The organism is Aliivibrio thorii, assembly GCF_057368585.1.
Genome location: NZ_CM170654.1, coordinates 1,770,049 through 1,791,005, shown reverse-complemented (window position 1 = coordinate 1,791,005; position 20,957 = coordinate 1,770,049). Strand labels below are relative to the sequence as shown.

Below are 20,957 nucleotides of genomic sequence, written 5' to 3'. Positions count from 1 at the left end.
TATTAAGTTAGCTTGTTTATTTCACACAATTAATTTTTTCGAACTCACCAGGGACCCAAGTACCATCAAATAAGCTTTGTTGAGGTCCATAAAAGCGGATCAGAGAGAACCAGCTGTCATTATCAAATTGCAACCAGTTGTATTTGGCTAATTGAGCATTCTCTGGTGCAGTTGGTCCAAAGAATAACGTGACAGACTCATCGTTGTTTTTAATTGGCTGATCGCGATCACCTAATGACGGCCATTGATGATTTTCAACATTAACACCTGCGGCAGTTGCAGCATCGTAAGCAGTGACCGACCAGAATAAACTAGCAGGTACATCTGCCGGGATACGTAAAGAGTAATTACAAGAGCCAATTAACGGATTAAGATCTTTGTCTTTATATGCGCCAGCGTATTTAGCACCTGCACCAACCTTCGCATTAATCATTCCTGTAGACATTGAATAGTGGTTTGTGTACATGTGAGTGATGGCATCGACATTAGTGTAGCCAGTTTTTATATTGTGATAATAAGGATCTGATAACGCATGATATTGATTACCTTTGTCAGTTAATGCGTGAGCTACCCATGATGGCGCTTCTTTCCAAAACCAAGTATCGCCAGTGGTTTTACTTGATTTCTCATCAAAGTTAATGGCAATTTCTTTACTTATTTTCCAACCGGTTTGAGCGGCTTTTGTTAGCGTCTCTTTTTGATCTTCAGTTGGTGTAAATTCAACGCCTTTGCTTATTCCGATTGCAGCCATAACACCATTCATGTATGGGTCAAACGTAGCCAGTTCCATATTTTGAACGGCTCTGTCTAATGTTTCATAGAATCGATAATCGTTATCCCAAATGGATTTAGAAGGAATATCAGATACATTAAAGAATTCCATTGATTCAGCATGACCATTTAATGGATAAACTTTGATTTCTTTAACTCGACTAACTGCTGGATCAAGGTTATTCATATCTTTAAAGAAAGAGCGCAAGAATAAGAATACTTCAGAGGTATTTGACTCATAAATAAAGTACTTATCTGCAAGCTGTGCATAATCTTCACGTTTTTGATTTGGCGGTAAGATTAAAAACTTAGCTGCTTTGCCTTTATCTGGGCCGGCATTTCCTATATCCCCTAAATATTGTCCACCAGGCTGGTTCTTATCTAATGGGCCACGTAATGGATGGTGATACATATCATCCATAAGTGACTGTAATCCAGCTGGATGTTCTATGACCAAAGGACCGGTGTCTTTCATATCAAGCCAGCCCATTGCATAAATTACATCTGAATTTGGTGTTGTTATTAATGTATTTGGTTTCAAACGATCTTGATAAATGGCAATTTTGTTGTAGGCGGTACCATTCATTAATTCGGCGTGACCTTCTTGCATCGCTTTCATATTCACAATTGGAAGAGCCCATTGATAAAGCATGGATGCTCGTTGAAAATAGCTTTCTTGTTGCAATATCTCTTGACTTTTTTCGGTAGGAAATCCGCCATTCATTTCTAGATTAGCTAATTCTGAATACCTATCAGAAGTAGAAGAAGCTGCATCAGGAGAAGCACTCGCAGCTGCATTACACGTGATGGCAATAAGTGACAAAGCAAGTAATGTTTTTTTCATATGGACTCCAAGGAAGTGTGATAATTAAAGTATTTCGTTCACATGGATTATATTTTTATCCATTTTTGATAACTTGAATAATGAATTGAAAGAATAAGAGATATATCATTTAGTCATTGTTGATTATGTGATCAAAAATAGGGCAGAAAATGAAGAATAAAATTCATCAATTAGATCTTAATTTACTAAAGGTGTTTACGGTTTTATTGGATGTGCGTAATACACGTAAGGCCGCGGAGAAATTGTTTTTAAGTCAACCAGGGGTAAGTCGAGCACTTTCTCGTCTTCGAGATTTCTTTGAAGATGAATTATTTATTCGAAGTCATTATGGATTAACACCAACCCCTAAAGCACTGGAAATTGGGGACAATATTAGGCCTGCGATGACAATGCTTTTCGCGGCTTTAGAACCATCAGAACAATTTGATAGTTTGTTGTTAGAGGGAAGAATTAATATTGCAATGAATGGCTTTATTGCTCCGTCTATTGCCTCTAGTTTATGTGGGATTATTTTAGAGAAAGCACCGAATGTTGAAGTTGTTTTTTCTAATTGGGATAGAGCAACGCCTGAAAATATTCTTCATGATCAAATACAGCTAGGTTTAAATTATTTTCCACTAGAAATATCAAAACAGCTTTCTCAATCGGTACTGGCAAGGGATCGCTTTGTATTAATAGGACGTAAAGATCACCCATTAATTACGGGTAAGGAAAGTTTTGAAAATACCATTCAATTAGATATAGCAACACTGGTGATAGCAAACTGGAATGATCACAAAGCGTATGTAGTTAATTCATTGAAGTCATTAAATAAAGAATGTCGTATGAGGTTGAGAAGCAGCTACCTTGATGTGATTTTAAATTCAGTACAACGAACGGATATGCTGTTTCCTTGCTCTGAATCTTTAGCGAATACCTTAGGTGATGATTTTCAAAAGCTGCCTTTACCTGAAGAGATTGTTCAACCAGGAGGAGAAATAGGGCTTGTTGTGGCGAGTAAAAACTGCCGAACTCCTTTAATTAAGTGGTTAAAGAAGTGTACTCAAGAAGCGGCTGCAGAGATTAAAATTAATTAAAAATCCCTGCTGAATCATTTCACGCAGGGCTTTTATTTTATTAGTGATATTAGAACTTATAGTTCATACCCACAGTAACAATGTATTCTGATTCATCATAAAAAGTAATGTTTGAATCAGTTGAGCTGTAACCCGCAAAAGAGATGAATGACCAATCTTGCCAATCCATGAATTTAGTGTACTCGTAAGCGGCAAAGAAGCTTAATTTATTGTCTTTACGAGTTTCCCCATAAATAGGGCTTTTAGCACCGAATGTTCGTTGATTATAACCGGCAGTTAATACTAACTGGTGTCTTTGCATTAATTTGAAGAAACTTAATTCAGCACCGTATTGATCGTAAGAGCTTGCTTTTCCGTCCGCAGATGAAGATTGATAAATAACAGAAGGCAGGACGAATGAAGTGCGACTTAGTGGTAAGCGATACTGGCCTTTTAAGTAGAGTGTCTCGGCATCTCTTTTTAGTGCATCTTCGACATCATCGTTCTCGATATCTTTGGTGGCATAGGCGCTATCAATAGTAAAATTTGATCCTGCAATATTATCGACTTTAAAACGAAATGCATTTCCTGAAGCATCTGTTTCTGTGCGAGCCGAACCGACTAAATATGGATCAGACCATGTTTTGCTTGACATAATGGTTGGTAGGATAGAAACATCAATTGCCATTCTTGATTCAAATTGATATTTATAACCGACTTCAAGAACAACAGTACCTGTTGCTACATCTTGGCGAGTTGTACCTGCGTATACTTGCTGATTTAACTCTTGGCTAAATGTATAGGCAATATTACCAAGAGGAAAGGCCATAAATCCATTGTCGCTAGAGCCTTTTTGATCCCTAGAGCTAATGGTGTCATCCCCCTCAGTATTAAAATTGGAAGTTGAAGATACAAATCCTGTGGTTAATGCAATTTCGCCACTAATGCCTTCTTTATCTGCTAATTTTGCTAGTGTGGGCATACTTATTACGCAAGTAGTTAGAAGTAAATAGCGTAAATTCATTGTCGTCATCCTTGGGTTACTACAGTGTTAATAATTGTATTGAAACAGTTATAGTAGAAGTTATCAATGATCGCGAACCATAAGTGGTGTTTATATTGTGTAATGTGAAAGCCAATAGCAAATGAGTTACTTTTGACTAAATAAAGAAGACGGTTTTCTTTTAAATAGGAACAAATACGTTTATTTGTTCTATTTTTCTTTTATGTCGAGATGGCTACACTATTTCAACTCGAAAAGAATGGGATGAGATAATGAATGAGAAAAAAATAAAATGGGGCATTGCGGGGCTTGGAAATATAGCGCATCGATTTGCGCAAGATTTGATTAATAACAGTCAATTAGGTGAGCTAGAAGCTGTTGCTGCTAGAGACAGTGAGAAAGCGCAGCAATTTTCGACTATTTATAAGGCGGTTTCACATTATGGTAACTACCAACAATTAGCGATGGATCCTGATGTTGATATTATTTATGTAGCGACGATTCATCCTTATCATAAGCCACTGGTTGAGTTATTTCTGTCTCACCATAAAAACGTTTTAGTTGAAAAACCTGCTTTTACGAATTACCAAGATTGGCAAGACATGCAAAAATTGGCTAAAGATAACGGTGTGTTATTGCTTGAGGCGATGAAAACGGTAGCGTTTCCTGCTTACCGAGAACTGAAGACTTTTATGCATAAACACGAGATTACCGTGGATTCAATAGAAGCCTCTTTTGGAAATAAAAGTGAGTATGACCCTAATATCTTTGTATTTAATCCTAACTTATCAGGAGGAGCGACACTGGATGTCGGAGTATATGGCGTTTGGCTTTACTGTGATTTATGCCATTTCTTTGGTGAAGATGTTCTAACACCATCTGTATCCATAACCGTCGAACATCCAGAATGGCGAGTTGATGAAAATGTGGTGTTTCTATTTGAAGGTAAGATTAAAGGAAAGATAGGGGCGTCAATTTCAAAAAACTTACCAAGGAGTGCCATTCTAAAAGGTGATGGTGTTGAAATCGTCATACATGATAAATGGTGGAATCCGTCGAGAATTGATGTGAATCTAAGCGGTAAAATCCACACTATCATTCATAATAGTGGTGGCGGCTTTGAACATGAAATAGATCACTGCTCTGCATTATTATTAAACAATGAGCAAACATCTCCTGTACTTAATACCGAGATTAGTGGGCAGGTATTGTCTATACTAGAGCAGGCATTAATCACTAATGGATATGCTCATTTAACAAGAAGATAGAGTTGGGTGCTATGGAGAATATAAAACGAAAACTAGAAGTTTATGAAATACTTTTTCGTAAGTATGGACCTGTAGCATCAAGTTGTAATATCACAGAACTCTCACGGCTTCTCAAAGTGAGTGAACGTCATGTTCAGACGATAATTAAGAGATTAATTAATACGGATTGGATTGAATGGAAAGCCACACCTGGCCGCAGCAAAAAAGCACAATTGACGTGCATTAAAGAGCCTATTGAAGCGTGTTATGACTGCGTATCGAATGTAGTCGACTCAGGTAATACTGATTCTGTTTTGAATATATTAAGTTTTGGTGGACGTAATGCTTCTATTGAACTTAAAAAATATCTTCTTCATTCTAACAAAACGGTACCACGCTCAGTTTGTATGCCTTTCCATCGGGAGATTGGTTCTTTATTACCTTATAACGCAATTTGCCGTACTGAACGATACTTAGTAACTCAAATTTTCCAGCGTTTGGTTAGTATAGAAAACGATCGTATTTGTCCTGATTTTGCTCATTATTGGGAAAGCAATCCTTCAGCAACGAGGTGGCGTTTTTATCTTCGCAGTGGCGTCGTATGTCATGACGGAACCCTGTTAACGGCACAAGATGCAGTTCGTTGTTTGAATAAACTAATAACTAACTCTTATTGGCGTTCACTTTATTCTAACTTCATTGATATAACGTCTCTTTCTGAAGAGTGTCTTGAAATTACCTTATTAGAAAGCGACTTCCATCTACCAAGATTATTAGCTCGAAGTGAAGCGTCTATTTACCCTGTGCATTTGTCAGCAGATAAGATTGTTGGATCAGGCTCATTTTTGGTCGAGGTATTATCACCAAGAATGATCCGATTAGGTCGATTTGAGCACTATGCTTTAACATTACCCTTGTTAGAAAGAGTGGACCTGTGGGTATATGAAGAATGGGCGAAAGATAAAGTTTGTGCTCAAAATCAGCTAAGTTTGTCATTTCCAGAGAAGACCGCTACCTATAACAGTCAGTACCATTCATTATTTATGATAATAAAAAAGCAAGGCAGTAATTTGGATAGCTCTGATTTAGTGACTTATGAAAACAATAATGAATGTAAAACGTTAGCGTTTAGACTTTTTCCATCGCAGATACGACAAGAAGTTTTTTATGGATACTACCGTCAAACGGATATTGCATTATGTAGCATTCTTGAAGAAAGTGACCGCTTGTACAGTCGGTTGGCTTTTCTGTCTCTTTACCCTTTTAAAAATCATATGACTCAAGATGTAGATTATGATTTGTTTTTAAATAAGGTATCAGACATAAAAAATACCTCAGATGTAGTGCAAGCTATGGAAGCGCTTGACCTGCTGTATAGTTGGTTACAACAGATAGGTGTTATAGAAATAGTTAAGAAAGAGTCGTTTGAATTAATCACATCAGAAAACCTAAAAGGGGTAAAAGTGAACGGTTTTGGTTGGTGTAATTTAGCGCAACTATGGATAGTTAATCATTAATAGTTGAGTGCTTATTTGCCTTATATTGCTTTGGAGTAGCGGCAACAATACTTTTAAAATGCCGATGAAAGTGACTCTGATCGCTAAACCCGAGATCTATTGCTATAGAGGTAATATCATTTCCCTTTTTTAATAAGGTCTTGGCTTTATTTATTTTCATCATCATGTGATATGCATACGGTGTTATCCCGTATTGTTTTTTAAATGAGTGGATAAGATAAAAATGGCTCAAGCCTGATTCTCTTGCAATCTCAGAGATAGAAATGTTTTTATCTACATTATCTGAGATGTACTGATAGGCGAGGTGAGTTGTTTGTTTAGGGATCATGTTGTGCTGTAGTGGTGCGTTAAGATCCTTAATAAAAAGAGCAGAGAAAAAAGTGATCGCAGATTCTTCAACTAATAATGGAGATTCATTTTTAATCAGGATTTGAATCAATGACTGGAAGTCTCGGAAGAGAATAGGGCATCGGCTGTGGTTTTGCTTAAATGGTTGAAATTTGTTTTGTTGTGTAGTCAAAATACTTGCTTGTAGCTGTGTTAGCCAATCTGATTCAATAAAAAGCATTTTATAACTCCAATCAGTTCCCGGTTTTGGGTTACAAGAATGCACTGCTTCAGGATTTATGATGACTGTGGACCCCGTACTTATTTCTTGCTTTGAATGTTGGTTTATATAATCACTCACACCGCTATCGACGGCCCCGATTGAAAATTCTGGATGAGCGTGTTTTTTGTAGCAAGCGTTAGAATTATTTGAATAACGTAGTTCAAATGGTAGGAAAGAGGATCTTAGAAAGTGTGTTTTTGAATTAGCCAATATAACGTCCATTGTCATTTTGATATAAAAAATACATATACTACGGTCAGAGTAAGCAAGGTTCCCATCAATCGATTAAAGATTGTATAATGAATCGGGTGCTCAAGGTATTTTCCGATGGTTAATCCTAATAAGGCCCAAGTGGATATACAGCAGTAACATACGATAAAAAATATGACACTAAATGCACCAAGGTCTTCGAGAGGGATCACACCGTTACTGGAAAATACGGTGACACCAGATAAAGAGACAATCCAAGCTTTTGGGTTTAACCATTGACACAATAAACCTTGTAGCATGGTTGGTGCGTCGCCTTTTTTTGTTTTATCTTGTTCTGTCTTTTTGCTCGTAGCGACTTTGTAGGCGAGATAAAGTAAAAAGGCACTACCAAGATAATTTAAAACAAGTGTTGCTGTGTGAGAGTCATCAAAGGCTTGTATCAACCCTAATCCTAATGTAATAAGAATAGACACAAAACCGACGGTAGCCCCAAAGATATGGGGAATAGTTCTCTTATATCCATGATTAGCGCCGGTAATGGTGGCTAGAATGTTGACTGGCCCTGGTGATAATGAAGTCACTAATGCGAACATCGCCATGGCTAGAAATAAAGTCATATGTATCCCTTTTTTGTTTTTAATATTCTGCTAATCACAATAAGCGATAAGAAGATGAGAGTTATTGTACAAAATTGTTTTTTTACATTTAGCTAACACATTTTAATGGGGTTTTACTGTATGTTTGTGGCAATATTAAAAAGGAATGGAATTCATGTTTAAAATTACTTTAGCGCTATTAAGTGCCGTTATTGGTTTTAATGCTTCAGCAGCCGATGCACCAGTTAAACCTCTTCAGTTTGAAGAAATTACGAATAATGTTTTTTTGGTTAAGTCGTACCGTGAATTTAAAAATTTACAGAATCCGAATAAACCTATTTTAGTCGACGCTAATTCATTAGTGTATGTTGATGGAAAAGATGTGTATTTGATAGATACGCCATGGAATGCATCGAATATGCCTCAATTAATGACATGGATTGAAAACAGAGGGTTAACACTAAAGAAAACCATATTTTCTCATTTTCATGAAGATCAGACGGGTGGTTTAGAGTACTTGCAAGAGCATAATTTTGATACTTACGCTTCAACATTAACGAATACGTTTTTAAAAGGTGATAATAAGAAAGCCACTAATCATGAGTTTTCAAATGATAATTTTGTGTTACTAGAAAATAAGATTGAAGTCTTCTATCCGGGAGCGGGTCATACTAAAGATAATGCTGTTGTATGGTTACCAAAAGAACAAGTATTACTGGGTGGTTGCTTAATGCGAGCGAATGAAGTCAATACGATTGGATGGACTGGTGATGCTGATAAGAAAGAATGGGCAAACTCGGCTCAGAAAGTATTAACAAAATATCCTGAAGCTCGATTCGTTGTTCCTGGGCATGGTAATGTTGGCGAAGGAACCAGTATTATTAGTCATACTGTCGATATTGTTGAAAAATTATAAGATGAAATAGAATATAAAAGCCCTGTTTAGTAATTATAAAACAGGGCTTTTAATGGGTTAAGATCTATTTTATTTTGAAGGACTAAGAGATAACGCACCAATAAAATCTATTTTACTTAATGGCACACCTTCTTTGCGTAATAGGTTGTATAGCGTTGTTTGATGGAAATAAAGATTAGGCGTTGAGAATGATGTAATAAAGTGCTCAGAAGTGAAGGTCATTGGTTGTTCCGGGTAATGGAAGATAACGGTTTCACCAGAACGAGCGTTTAGCTCTTTAGAATCAATGTTATTCAATTCTTGTTGTGTCTTTTTAAGTAATGTAATCAAACCATTAAAATCAATTTCTCCTAATGGTGATTGAATATAGAAATCACCGTTTAATACGGCTTTTGTTGCTTGAAGTGTGTGCTGACAAATGGCATTTACTTGAAATGAAAGAGGCAGCATATCATCGACTAATTGAAGATTTACGATCTCATTCGCCTCTCTGTGTTCTACTTCAAAATACGCTTTAGCTTTAGTCATTAAGTGAATAGCAACATTTAATGAATTAGAGAAAGGGGTTAGGGTGATGTCAGAAAGCATAGTCATAAAGATTCCTTTAGTAATGACAAAAGTTGAGTTTACTGTAGATATATAATAGATGCTTTGCAAACTAGCTGTATTTTTAGTTAATGTATTTATTGTCGCTTACATGGCCTCCTCGCTTTTTGGAGTAAAAAACAGGAAGGCTCTTCTGAAGTATAAACCTACTCATAATTGAGATAGTGATATTTTTAACTATTATGGTGTTTACAATGTGGTTTATTACTTATATATTGAATTTGTTACCACGATAAACGACTAGGATACATTCATGCTTTCTTCTACAGCCCTACAATTTGTTGCTTTATGCAAAACAATGTTCGGTGCTGTGTCGCGTGTAACATCATCTATTATCGCGGTCATTCTAGTGATTATTAACTAGGCTGGCGGCACTTCCGTCAGCCAGGCTGACGGGAGACTGCTTTATATTCTTCTTGTTTTTCTCAGCCAATCTGACGGTCTACAATAAAAGCTACTAGGGTTCAGCCCAATAGCAAAGAGGACTTGTACATTGAAAAAACACAACTTACTTGCGATTGGTCTAATGACTTTTGCCATGTTTCTTGGCGCAGGAAATATTATATTTCCTCCCTTTCTTGGCTTAGAGGCTGGCACTCAATATCTTCCTGCTATGTTTGGCTTTTTGCTTACTGCTGTTGGGCTTCCTGCGCTTACTTTAATCGTGTTAGGGCGCTTAAGTAGTAGTGGTCAGTTAACAGAGGCACTTCCAAAACCATTAGCTATTTCTTTCTGGGTATTACTTTTTACTGCAATTGGACCTGCTTTTGGTATGCCAAGGGCGGTAACTGTAGCTTATGAAATGGGAATTAAGCCGTTCTTTTCTGGTGACCACCTGCTTATCTTCTCGATATTATTTGTTGGTATTACATTATTGCTGGCCTTTCAGAGAGGAAAGTTAGTCGATTATATTGGTAAAGTAATGACTCCCTTATTGGTTTTGATGTTAGCTGCATTGGCATTAGCTGCCATTATTACACCTTTAGGAGTGCTTAATGTTCCAAGTGCTGATTACCAATATAAAGCGGTCACCAGTGGATTAATCCAAGGGTATATGACGATGGATGCGATTGCTGCTGTTGGATTTGGTTGGGTTATTATCAAAGCAATTAAAGACAAAGGGTGTGAGTCTCCACAAACGGTTTTTCAAGCAACGCTTAAAGTAACATTAGTTTATGCAGTGCTTATGTCGGCGTGTTATTTAGCAATGGCTTATGTCGGTGCGACTTCGGCTTCTATCTCTGCAGGCGCAACTAATGGCGGTGAATTATTAACTCGTTATGTGGCGGAAATATTTGGCCCAATGGGACAATATTTGTTAGCGGGTATTATTATTATGGCGTGCTTAACAACGACAGTTGGTTTAACGAATGCGTGTGCTGAATATTACCAACAAACATTCCGTTCACCATTTGCGCTTACGGCTATTATTGTTACTACGGTCACTGGAGTGGTGGCGAACTTCGGTTTAGAGCAAATCTTAGCGATTAGCTTACCTGCTATTCTAATCCTTTGCCCTATAGCCATTGCATTAGTGCTAACGGCGCTTTTCTTACCGACAACAAAGCGTAATTTATCTACTTATGTCACAATCGTTATGATTTCTTTGGCTTTTGGTAGTTTAGATGCTCTGCATATTTTAGGGCAATTACCTACCTCTTTGGCGGAGTCATTAACTCGTTATGTTCCGTTATTTGAAGCTCATGCGAGTTGGTTCTTCCCAGTTTTTGTTGTAATAGGATTAAGTAAATTACTTCATCGACAATCAAGCCGTTCAATGGAATGTGGTGAGAAAGCAACGAATACTAAATAAAATATAAACGGACACAAAAAATCCCTTTGCTTTACTACAAGGGGATTTTTATTGGAATTACTCATGTTAAATACGAATTTCTTACATCTACATTAAACGTATTATAATGGAACGGAGAATCCTGCTTTAAAACTGTTCTTATCGGTAATTGGATTCTCATCATTGTGAATATATTGAGTGTAAAACCCAATAGGTAATACATTCATGATTAACGTATCAAAATGAAGTCCAATAATGCCTTGGTTAATACCCACATCACCCAGAGTATTCACATTCCCTAAATCATAACGTCGGTAAGAAAGCTCAATCATTTCGCGACGCAGTGATATTGGGCCTTTGAAAGAATAAGTCGATAGGTTAATCACTTTTGAAAGTGTTAATTCAGCCAAACTAGCGGTTTCGGCAAAGGCATCGTCTTTAAGTGATGGCATAATGAAGCTACTAGGGTCGTTATTTATAAAATCATTGCCTTGTGTTAGCTCGACACCTCGACGTTCATATATTCCAGCTTTGTTTGTATCACTGCCTGAATATTTCCCTGATAGATTAATGTAAAACTCTGCAGGTAAATCGGTTCCAAATGATAAAGACGCTCCGTGAATTGCGTCATCTCGATCTTGAACACCATAGAGTGACACTGCTGCTTCCTTGTTTAATAGCCAACTATTACCGTAATGCTCGGTACGAGAAATATCTAATTGAGCAGATAAGGGCTCACGTTCGTTTAATTTATAATCTTGATAGAAATTACCTGAGATTTCTGCATTCCAAAAACCAGTCTGTAGGAAAGGTAGACGTAATTGAGCAGCAAGGCCGCTGTTTCGAGTTTGATCTTTTTGGATACTAGTATCAGAGTAATTGTCGTTTAATACATAATAAGCACGAATTCCGCCCATAATGAAAAACTGATTATTACTGAAACCAGCACCAATTAAGTCACTGTATTCCTCATCATTCATTGCCCATAGACTATAGGTACTGCGTTGCAGTGGATCAGAAAACTCAAACGTCGCGTTATAACGTAATTTTTGTTTACTATCGCCGTTATCCTCTTTCTCTGTTACTGCGCCAACCGTTAGTGCTCCTCGGGTGTAATGAAGGTTATTGAAAAGCCCATAAGAGGTATCTGTGTTGAGTGATTTATCCTCAGCATTCGCTAATTTTTGTTGTTGTTGATCAGCTAGACCGCCTTTGTTATCCCAAAAGAGCTTAACTTGATAGGGCGCTTCTTTTGTTATCTCCATATCCTCAACGACATAATAGTAATCATCTGCAGAGATTGCCGTTGCGAGTACTTGCTGGTCATCAACTAATCGGGCATCGATGACATTATCAGCAGTCAATACACGCTCAATTTTCCCATTTTTGGTGCGATAAAGGGAGCTACCTGTTTCTGTATTTGCAATAAAATAAACTCTACCTTGGCTATCAACATCTTTAACGATGGAATAGAAAGCGGGTAGAGTTAAGAGGGATTCTTTATTGCGATATAACGTTCGATTATTACCTTTTTGGACAAAGTAATAGAGGTTGTCATTGTGAACTAATACCGATGAGTTAACTGCCCTGTATAACTCATCTCCAACATAGAGTTGAGGTTGAACAAAAGACTCTGTAGTTTTGAAATACACGTCTTTGCCATCGCTCGTATAGCCTTGATGCACCCGGCCTTCGCTGCCTTTCTTAATTTGAGCGTCGTTATCAAATAAGCCTTGAGTGGTACGCCAAACCGAAGTGCGACGTCCTGAAACGGTATAGTATTTATCTTGATTGTAATAAACTTTCCCCATATCTAAGCTGCTGCTTTCTTTGGTTACTTCATTATTCGTTAAATTATAATGAATCAGAGTCGGGGCACGGACAGCGGTAGGGTTGGTTAAGAAAAGAATATTCCCTTGTTGGGTGTTGAGCTCACCATAATATTTAGATCGAGCAATGACTTTCCCTTGTGCTAATTGCATCTCTTTTGCTTCTTGGGTTTCTTGCTTAACCCATGCAGCGAAAGTGGTATCAAAATCTTCTCCAACCGTTTTTTTCATTGGTTTGTTGACTTGGAAAGGCCATAACCAATGTTGAGACCGATTTTTAAAATACTTATTAGTGACATCTAGACCGTAAGTTTTAGCTAGATAATATTGGTATTGAGAGCCAAAGACATAAGTACTTTCTCCATATGGGAAGAAAAGCGTATCGTTATAAAGGCGCTCTTGCGATAAATTACCGGCTTTAGCGTGCACATGCGTCATTGCTCTGTATCGACCACTGTAAAGTCGACCACCTTGACCATGCCAAGATTCATTTAAAACTGCGTTCCCCTCAAGCATAAAACTTGAAGAGGTTGAATTGGGTAATACAGCAGGAATAATACCAATAGGCCCAATAGAACCATTGTGAAGAACAGCAAACATAGATTTAGAGACGAGATTATCTTTTGCGTTCATTTGATAATCATGGGCCGTTTCATGAAACAACAAGGTGTCGAGCCAAGAGCTTGATGAAAAATAGTCGGGGAGTTGTGCGCCACCCATATAGTTGATTTGTCGATTTAGTGGGTATTGTGTTGAAAAACCATTAGCAATTTGATTATAAGATGACATCAAGCCGACATTTAAACGGTCATCCATTTGATAGCCAAAAGTATCCTCGTAAGCTGGTTGTAATATGCTCTCAATACCAGCGGCATGCTCTGCGTGTTGTTTGTTTTCTTCGGTGAAAATAAGGCGAGTATTACGTACATCTTGAGTATAGTAGTCTTGGTCTTGGGCTACCCCTGCATTATTAGGTGTTACCAATGGGGCGGCATAGGCAAGCGTAGGAATGGTAAAAAATAGCGTTAATCTGGAAATGAATACTTTCATTTAAATTCTCTTAATATATTAAAGGTTGTGTTGCCTAGAGCTGATATAAATAAGTGAGCAATGGAAATGAAATGGAAATAAAAGGCGATGAGATAAATAAATTATAGGTCTATTTTTAGATATATAGATAGATTAGAAGAATAAAATGGGCAGTTAAAAACTACCCATTGATTAATTCCCTGGCCAACAATTGTTATTATTAGAATTTGTAAGTTGCGCCAGCGTAAAATGTACCTATGGTCATAGCATAATCATCAAAATTATTTGCGGTGCCAGAATCAACAACAAACAAGTCACCTTCATAAGCAACACGGAAAGCAAGGCCACCTAATGCTTTAGGTGTATATTCAACACCTGCCCCGTAGCGGAAAGAAGTCCCACTGTCGCTATCCGAAATGCCGTATGCTTTACCTGATTGTTTAATAGAACCTAGGCCAGCAACAGCAAATGGACGCCAGCCACTATCAAAGGTGTAACCAACATTTGCAGCGAGTGAGATAGAAGAATGTTCAACTGTTCCATGTAGAAGAGAGTAGGGAGCTGTTACTTTTAAGTCTCCGTATTTAGAATATTGCATTTCTACTGCAACAATACGGTTGAATTGATAGCCACCAATTAATTTAAGGGTAGAGTCATCATCATCAACGTTAGCAGAACCAAAGCCCCCATCGTCATCAAAACTAGTAGTACCGAAACCACCCCCTAAGTAAACACCAGACACATCGTTTGTTGCGGCATTTGCGTATGAACAAGCAGACAGTAATGCTAATAATAGTATCGATTTTTTCATTGTTTGATTCCATCTAAATTGAGTATCTAAAACTTAAGCAAATTATAAGAACACAAACAAAATAAACTAAATAAGTTCCACACTAACAGCAAACATTTGAATTTTGTTTGATGTGACGTTTTTTATAAAAATCTAAATTTAACTGATAACCAAATATGTTGATTTATTTAACTTAATGTTTTAAAAGATAAATCTATGATTTAACCTCAAATTAAGAGTCTGTTATTGATTTGTTTTCTAATTGCGGTAGACTTCAAACGTTGATCAGTAAATGTTTAAATGTTTGTTTTTTCAAAGTGTTTTTAGTTTTGTTATTTAAATAATCAGAACGATTTAATCGAATTATCACTAATCGTTAGGCCTAGATGCAGAAAATCATAGTTGCAAATTTGGTGTTAGAGCCAGAAACAAGAACATTACGTAATACTACTGGTGAAGTCATTACTCTTAGACCTCTTCCTTATAGTGTATTTATCTTATTGCTAGAGCAAAAAGGTAACTGTTTAGACCGTGATTATTTATTTGATGTTTGTTGGGAAGGGGCGGTAGTTACAGACCAAGCTTTAACTAATGTAATTTCAAGTTTAAGACGTCACTTAGTCAAATTAAAAGCGGAAGGTATTGAGATAAAAACAGTGAGTAAGGTGGGTTATTTACTGTTTGTGGATAACGCTTTCTCTATCGCTGATGATGTAATTGAACAAGAAGCAGATGAGATAACGGTTCAGGCTATATCTGATCATACGCCATTGACTTTACCTGCAGTTGAAAATAAATCGACACCAGCCATTGTCACTGAGGTCTCTGTCGCTATAGATCAAAAAGACGTGAAGGTTTCAAATGAATCGTGTTTTCGTCATTTTTGGTTAACGAAACCTTCACTAATTTCGGTATTATTATCATTATTTTTATTAGTATTGATTGTGTTTGTATATCAATATAAAGCGATTTCATCGGCGCCTCATTTTCTTGTGAAAGATAATTATCAACATTTTGAAATAAACAATACCGATATTTACTTTCTCAATAAGACACGAAAATCGGTGGGTATTAAGGCTATTCAACAAGAATTAAAAACATTAAACCCTGCAGAGTGTAATGCTGAAGTTTATATTCGAATATATGATTCAGCTTATGACGATGATGTCATTTCCTTACGAGGGTATATTGCCGCTAAAAATAGTAACAGGAATGCAAATTATTCATTGAGTCAATTTTCATATACTGACTTACCTGTAATTATTGCTAAATCGTTTAACAGGACCAAACTCATATGCGAATAGTTAACCTGATTTTGTTGTTATTACTAATGGGAATGCTCTCTTACCATTGGTTATTACAGGACTCAGAACTACAAGGCTCTCGTTGGACCTGTAATGAACTATCAACGAATTTTATATCTACGCCATATCAAAAGTACCAAGAAATTGGTGAGCGATATGTGCTTTATTTTGCGTCTTCTTCTAACTTGACTATTTTTCAAAAAGGCAAATTAGTCTTTAAAAATGGAGAACGCGAGAAGTATGAAGCCATAATAGATGCCGATTACAAAGTAACAAAAGATAAGATCTCAGTGAAATACAGAAAGATTGATTGGCATCTTAAACCCCAAAATGCCCCCGTCTTTATTCAAGACCTTGATTCATTAAAAGACTTTGAAATGGATTTAAATTTTATTATTAGTGATGAACAGCTGTATTTTCATAATCGTAAAAATCATGAAAATACCAATTTTGTTTGTTTTGCTTCTTAACCGATCGAAGTAGCGATACATTTTATTTGTTAGAGTGAATATTTACATTGAACAAAGCATATTAAAACGGCTAATTTAATAAAATTGGTAAGTAAAATTGGATTAAAAAGTAGCGTAATTGTTGTCTGTTTGTTTTTATAAATAACTTCTATAACAATGATTTATATAATTATTGTTTTATTTACATAATTCTTAATGATGTGTGATCTGACGCTATTTATTAAACGAATAACGCGATTATTATCCACTCGATTTTGGAGTTTAAATTACGTCCAATTAATGTCGTAATTTAAAAATTAATTATATAAAAGCTATCATCAGGGAGATTGATATGTTTTTAATTGAGTTTTTAATCGTTTTAGTTTGTATTTTAATTGGTGCTCGAATTGGCGGTATCGGTTTGGGTGTTATGGGTGGTATTGGCTTAGCAATACTGAGTTTTGTATTTGGTCTACAACCTACTAGCCCGCCAATCGACGTTATGTTAATGATCATGGCGGTAGTAGCAGCAGCAGCATCAATGCAAGCCGCTGGTGGTCTTGAATATCTAATTAAGATTGCTTCAAATATTCTTCGTAAAAACCCACGTCATATTACTTTCATTGCTCCTTTAGTGACGTATATGTTCACCTTCTTAGCAGGTACTGGACATGTGGCTTATTCTGTACTACCTGTAATTGCAGAAGTAAGTCGTCGTAGTGGTGTTCGCCCTGAGCGTCCATTAGGTATGGCGGTTATTGCGTCGCAATTTGCGATCGTAGCAAGTCCAATTGCTGCAGCTGTTGTTGCTTTGGTTGCTTTTTTAGAGCCTCAAGGCATTACACTAGCAAACGTATTGATGATAACAATCCCTGGTACTTTTTGTGGTTTAGCGGTTGCTTGCGTTATCGTAAACAAGATCGGTAAAGACTTAAAAGACGATCCTGAATACCAACGTCGTATGGAAGACCCTAAGTTCCGCAGCGAAATGGAAAAAGAAGTTAAAGTTGAAGAGATTGAGATTAAACCGGGCGCTAAAAAAGCGGTGGGTCTGTTCTTATTCGGTGCAATTGTGGTGGTTGTTATGGGTGCATTCCCATCGCTGCGTCCTAACTTCAATGGTTCACCAATGGGAATGGCGCACACAATTGAAATCGTCATGTTAGCAATGGCTGCATTGATTATTCTATTATGTAAGCCTGATGGTAACGAGATCACTCAAGGTTCAGTGTTCCATGCTGGTATGCGTGCCATCGTCGCTATCTTTGGTATTGCATGGTTAGGCGACACATTTATTGCTGGTCACTATGAAATGGTTAAAGAGGCGGTTTCAGGTTTAGTTGAAGTGGCGCCATGGACTTTCGCTTTTGCACTGTTTGGTTTATCTGTAATGGTAAACAGCCAAGGAGCAACAACAGCAGTATTAGTGCCTGTTGGTATCACACTAGGTCTTCCACCTGAAGTGATTATCGCGACATTTGTAGCTGTAAATGGTTACTTCTTTATTCCAAACTACGGTCCAATCATTGCTTCTATTGACTTTGACCGCACAGGTACGACTAAGATTGGTAAATACATATTCAACCACAGCTTTATGATCCCAGGTCTATTAAGCATGGTATTTAGTATTATCTTTGGTTTCATCTTTGCAAGTATGGTTTTATAGCTGATATGTAAATGATGATGTGTATGAGCATCGAATAAAAGAAAAGCGATCAGTAAATACTGGTCGCTTTTTTTATAATGATTTTGTAGTTAACGTAGATAACTGGAATATAGTCAAAAGCTTAACTAACCTTAGATAAAAGGATGGGTAACAAAAATAGACAAGGAGTCTGGATGACTAATACGTATAAACGTTTTCAGCGATATATTTCTCCTTTTATTTTTGTTTTACTCTTTTGTATTAACCTTTCCCTTTGGTTACGTGGATTATCTTCTAATCCGATAGTAAATTCATTGTCTATACTTTTCATTTCAATGTTGTGGCCATTATTCTTTTTTACTCAAAAATCGGTAGTAGTAAAAAGGGTAGTCATTTTTAATTTATTAATATTTACGGTTGGACTCTATTCGTATCAACGTTTTTTTGATGCAGAAACTGAATTAACAACCTTTACAGTACTTTCATGTTTTTGGCTCATTACGTTAATTAGCCTACTTGAACTAAAAAAAGTAGAGAGAACAAAGGTTATTCGATGGGGATTCTATGTTCTAGTAGGGGCTTTTTGGTTAGTGACTTTTGGTTTGTTTTTTACTTATAAAACTTATGGGGATCTTGATAAAGGCTTTATTTTTGCTCTTATGCAAACGAACCCAAATGAGTCATTAGAATATTTTTTAGATGTTCTCTGGAATTGGCAGTTAATAGGTTATGTCTCATTGTTTATTGGCGGGTTCTTTTTTTATTTGAAAGTGGCATCTAGGTCGTACCGTTCATCACAGATTCCCTATGTTCTTCTTGTTATTTCTTTTCTATTTTTAGGCATTTCATCTCAAAATGAATCATCGTTTGGAGGTGTGAAGCGTGCGTATGGCTACGTAAAAGAGTATCAGTATGAATTAAGCCAACTCCAAAAGGTTATCTCAGAACGGCAATTGCTTAATCACCAATATTCTGCAGTGGCAACCTCAGAAGGGAAGTTGCATATTATGGTGATTGGGGAGTCTTTAGCTAAATCTCATTTATCCAGTTACGGCTATCATGTCAGGACAACGCCGTGGATCGATGCGAGTGATAAAATTCTATTTACCAATGCTTACTCTAATCATACGCACACGATGGAATCTTTGTCTCTCGCCTTAACTCAAAGTAATCAATATAACGACCTTCCGTATTATGAGAGCGTATCCTTAATATCATTGCTTAATCAGGCTAAGTTTCAAACTGCATGGCTTAGCAATCAAGTATCCGCAAGTGAGTGGGACAATTTAGTATCGGCCTTAGCTTATGAAAGCTCTTATGTTCGCTTTATTAATAATAACGTTGGGAAATCGGATAGGACTAATAAGTTGGATAAAGCCTTAATTGGTGAGTTATCTCAGTATCTTGCAACGATAGATAAGACAAAAAACCATTTTATAGTTTTACACATGATGGGGAGTCATATTAGCTATTGTGACCGAGTGAAAGGCGAGAATATTGAGTTACCAGAGAACGACTTTTATATGACTTCAGATAAAGATTTACGTTGTTATGACCAGACAGTAAAAAGTACAGATAACTTCTTAAATAAAATTTTTAATTTAGTTAAAGAAGAAAAGGGCTTTGCAAGCTTGACCTATTTTTCTGATCACGGTGAGGATGTGATTAATGGACTAGGGCACGATGCAAAACAATTTACAGAGGCAATGAGTGAAATTCCTTTTTTAATTTGGACCGGAAAAGGGGTAAACAATAAAATACGTGAGCAGTTAATGAGGAATAGGCATAAAATATTTACTAATGACCTAATATTCGACACGATGATTGGGCTTATTGGTATTGAAAATAATGTGTATCAACCTGAGTTTGATGTGAGCTCAGAGCAGTATTATTTACCGAAAGAGATAGCGGCAACATTGCATAATAAAGTGCTTATTTCTCGGTTGCCGGGTCAAAAGAAATAACGGAGGTAAGTCTACCTCTATCTTCTATAGAGATAAAAATACCTGTAAATAGCAGTGAATACCACAACCACAGCTACCTTGATTTATTTATTAGTATTGTTACCAATTCAACTTTGTGGAGACAGCCGTTTCTTATTTGACATTTTTAACACTTATATCACATTTCGGGATCTAAGCAGTTGGACTTTTTTGTCATGACGAGTACGGTATTATTGCTTGAATCATTAGGTATTGATGTAAAAAAAGACATTGATGCGGTGTACTTAAACTATTCTGAAACCACGAACGCATTGGCTAATGGTCAAATTGATGCAGGCTTTATTGTTGGTGGACAAGGAGTAGGGGCGGTTACACAAATCGCGCTAACACATAAAATTAAAGTGCTTTCAATTACACCAGAAGAAAGTGCAATGTTTATGAAAAAATACCCAGCATACAGCAGTTATGATATTCCTGCGGACGTATACAACAACGTTGGTGAAGTATCGACATTAAGCGTTTGGAGCGTATTAGTGGTAAATGCAAAAATGAGCGATGACATGGCGTATAACTTAACGAAAGCCGCGTATGAAAATATGGGTGATATTCGTAAAGTAGTAAAAATGGCTGAGATGACAACACCAAAAAATGCAGACCGCCTGCAAGGTGTTCCTCTTCATCCTGGTGCTCAAAAATATCTTGATTCAATAATGAAATAATAAGTACCAAATACACGTAAAACGAAAGGGTAAGTGTCTCGCTTACCTTTTCTTCTTTTCTGACTTTATCCAAAGGCATTAA

Annotated in this window: 16 protein-coding genes and 1 pseudogene; 10 read left to right on the top strand and 7 right to left on the bottom strand. The window is 36.8% G+C overall.

What is annotated here, in order from left to right; translation table 11 throughout:
- Positions 1 to 16: 16 nt before the first annotated feature.
- On the bottom strand, positions 17 to 1,615 hold the full coding sequence (locus AC2IP4_RS08065) for a DUF1214 domain-containing protein (RefSeq protein ID WP_375322235.1): 1,599 nt from the start codon (positions 1,613 to 1,615) through the stop codon (positions 17 to 19).
- Between the two features lie 149 nt (positions 1,616 to 1,764).
- On the opposite strand from AC2IP4_RS08065, the gene AC2IP4_RS08060 reads away from it, so the two are divergent.
- Complete coding sequence (locus AC2IP4_RS08060) at positions 1,765 to 2,691, top strand: LysR family transcriptional regulator (protein ID WP_375322236.1); 927 nt, start codon at positions 1,765 to 1,767, stop codon at positions 2,689 to 2,691.
- 49 nt (positions 2,692 to 2,740) lie between these two features.
- On the opposite strand, the gene AC2IP4_RS08055 is transcribed toward AC2IP4_RS08060, so the two are convergent.
- Positions 2,741 to 3,694 (bottom strand): DUF2860 domain-containing protein, encoded by a 954-nt coding sequence (locus AC2IP4_RS08055; RefSeq protein ID WP_375322237.1) that lies wholly within the window; start codon positions 3,692 to 3,694, stop codon positions 2,741 to 2,743.
- A 251-nt stretch (positions 3,695 to 3,945) separates the two neighbouring features.
- Here AC2IP4_RS08055 and AC2IP4_RS08050 point away from each other — a divergent pair, with 251 nt between their 5' ends.
- Positions 3,946 to 4,941 carry a Gfo/Idh/MocA family protein gene (locus AC2IP4_RS08050; RefSeq protein ID WP_375322238.1) on the top strand — a complete coding sequence of 332 codons (996 nt, stop codon included), beginning with the start codon at positions 3,946 to 3,948 and terminating at the stop codon, positions 4,939 to 4,941.
- Positions 4,942 to 4,952: 11 nt separating this feature from the next.
- A complete protein-coding gene (locus AC2IP4_RS08045) occupies positions 4,953 to 6,437 on the top strand; it encodes an SgrR family transcriptional regulator (protein ID WP_486307184.1) in 1,485 nt (494 codons plus the stop codon).
- Here the strand turns inward: AC2IP4_RS08045 and AC2IP4_RS08040 are convergent.
- A complete protein-coding gene (locus AC2IP4_RS08040; protein WP_375322240.1) occupies positions 6,427 to 7,257 on the bottom strand; it encodes an AraC family transcriptional regulator in 831 nt (276 codons plus the stop codon). The two genes, AC2IP4_RS08045 and AC2IP4_RS08040, sit on opposite strands and share 11 nt — an antisense overlap.
- Before the next feature lie 14 nt (positions 7,258 to 7,271).
- A complete protein-coding gene (locus AC2IP4_RS08035; protein ID WP_375322241.1) occupies positions 7,272 to 7,874 on the bottom strand; it encodes a LysE family translocator in 603 nt (200 codons plus the stop codon).
- Between the two features lie 154 nt (positions 7,875 to 8,028).
- On the opposite strand from AC2IP4_RS08035, the gene blaALI reads away from it, so the two are divergent.
- Positions 8,029 to 8,769, top strand: a complete 741-nt coding sequence (gene blaALI / locus AC2IP4_RS08030) for an ALI family subclass B1 metallo-beta-lactamase (protein WP_375322242.1) — start codon at positions 8,029 to 8,031, stop codon at positions 8,767 to 8,769.
- A 69-nt stretch (positions 8,770 to 8,838) separates the two neighbouring features.
- Here blaALI and AC2IP4_RS08025 read toward each other — a convergent pair whose 3' ends face one another.
- The gene (locus tag AC2IP4_RS08025; RefSeq protein WP_375322243.1) at positions 8,839 to 9,363 is read right to left on the bottom strand and encodes a DUF1993 domain-containing protein; all 525 of its coding nucleotides are present in this window, start codon (positions 9,361 to 9,363) and stop codon (positions 8,839 to 8,841) included.
- Positions 9,364 to 9,868: 505 nt separating this feature from the next.
- Here AC2IP4_RS08025 and brnQ point away from each other — a divergent pair.
- A complete protein-coding gene (brnQ, locus tag AC2IP4_RS08020) occupies positions 9,869 to 11,188 on the top strand; it encodes a branched-chain amino acid transport system II carrier protein (protein ID WP_375322244.1) in 1,320 nt (439 codons plus the stop codon).
- A 101-nt stretch (positions 11,189 to 11,289) separates the two neighbouring features.
- Here brnQ and AC2IP4_RS08015 read toward each other — a convergent pair whose 3' ends face one another.
- Both AC2IP4_RS08015 and AC2IP4_RS08010 read right to left on the bottom strand, forming a co-directional pair.
- Positions 11,290 to 14,046: a hypothetical protein gene (locus tag AC2IP4_RS08015; RefSeq protein WP_486307186.1), complete on the bottom strand. Its 2,757-nt coding sequence runs from the start codon at positions 14,044 to 14,046 to the stop codon at positions 11,290 to 11,292.
- A gap of 199 nt (positions 14,047 to 14,245) precedes the next feature.
- A complete protein-coding gene (locus tag AC2IP4_RS08010; RefSeq protein WP_486310170.1) occupies positions 14,246 to 14,836 on the bottom strand; it encodes a porin family protein in 591 nt (196 codons plus the stop codon).
- 365 nt (positions 14,837 to 15,201) lie between these two features.
- Between AC2IP4_RS08010 and AC2IP4_RS08005 the strand changes: the two genes are divergently transcribed.
- From AC2IP4_RS08005 to AC2IP4_RS07985, 5 genes and pseudogenes are all read left to right on the top strand, one after another.
- A complete protein-coding gene (locus tag AC2IP4_RS08005; protein WP_375322247.1) occupies positions 15,202 to 16,119 on the top strand; it encodes a winged helix-turn-helix domain-containing protein in 918 nt (305 codons plus the stop codon).
- On the top strand, positions 16,110 to 16,589 hold the full coding sequence (locus AC2IP4_RS08000) for a hypothetical protein (RefSeq protein WP_375322248.1): 480 nt from the start codon (positions 16,110 to 16,112) through the stop codon (positions 16,587 to 16,589). Before AC2IP4_RS08005 ends, AC2IP4_RS08000 begins: the two co-directional genes overlap by 10 nt.
- 331 nt (positions 16,590 to 16,920) lie before the next feature.
- Positions 16,921 to 18,234: an anaerobic C4-dicarboxylate transporter family protein gene (locus AC2IP4_RS07995; protein WP_375322249.1), complete on the top strand. Its 1,314-nt coding sequence runs from the start codon at positions 16,921 to 16,923 to the stop codon at positions 18,232 to 18,234.
- A 173-nt stretch (positions 18,235 to 18,407) separates the two neighbouring features.
- Complete coding sequence (locus tag AC2IP4_RS07990) at positions 18,408 to 20,177, top strand: phosphoethanolamine transferase (RefSeq protein ID WP_486307187.1); 1,770 nt, start codon at positions 18,408 to 18,410, stop codon at positions 20,175 to 20,177.
- Positions 20,178 to 20,377: 200 nt separating this feature from the next.
- Positions 20,378 to 20,875, top strand: a pseudogene (locus AC2IP4_RS07985) (TAXI family TRAP transporter solute-binding subunit); the annotation flags it as partial.
- Positions 20,876 to 20,957: the final 82 nt, after the last annotated feature.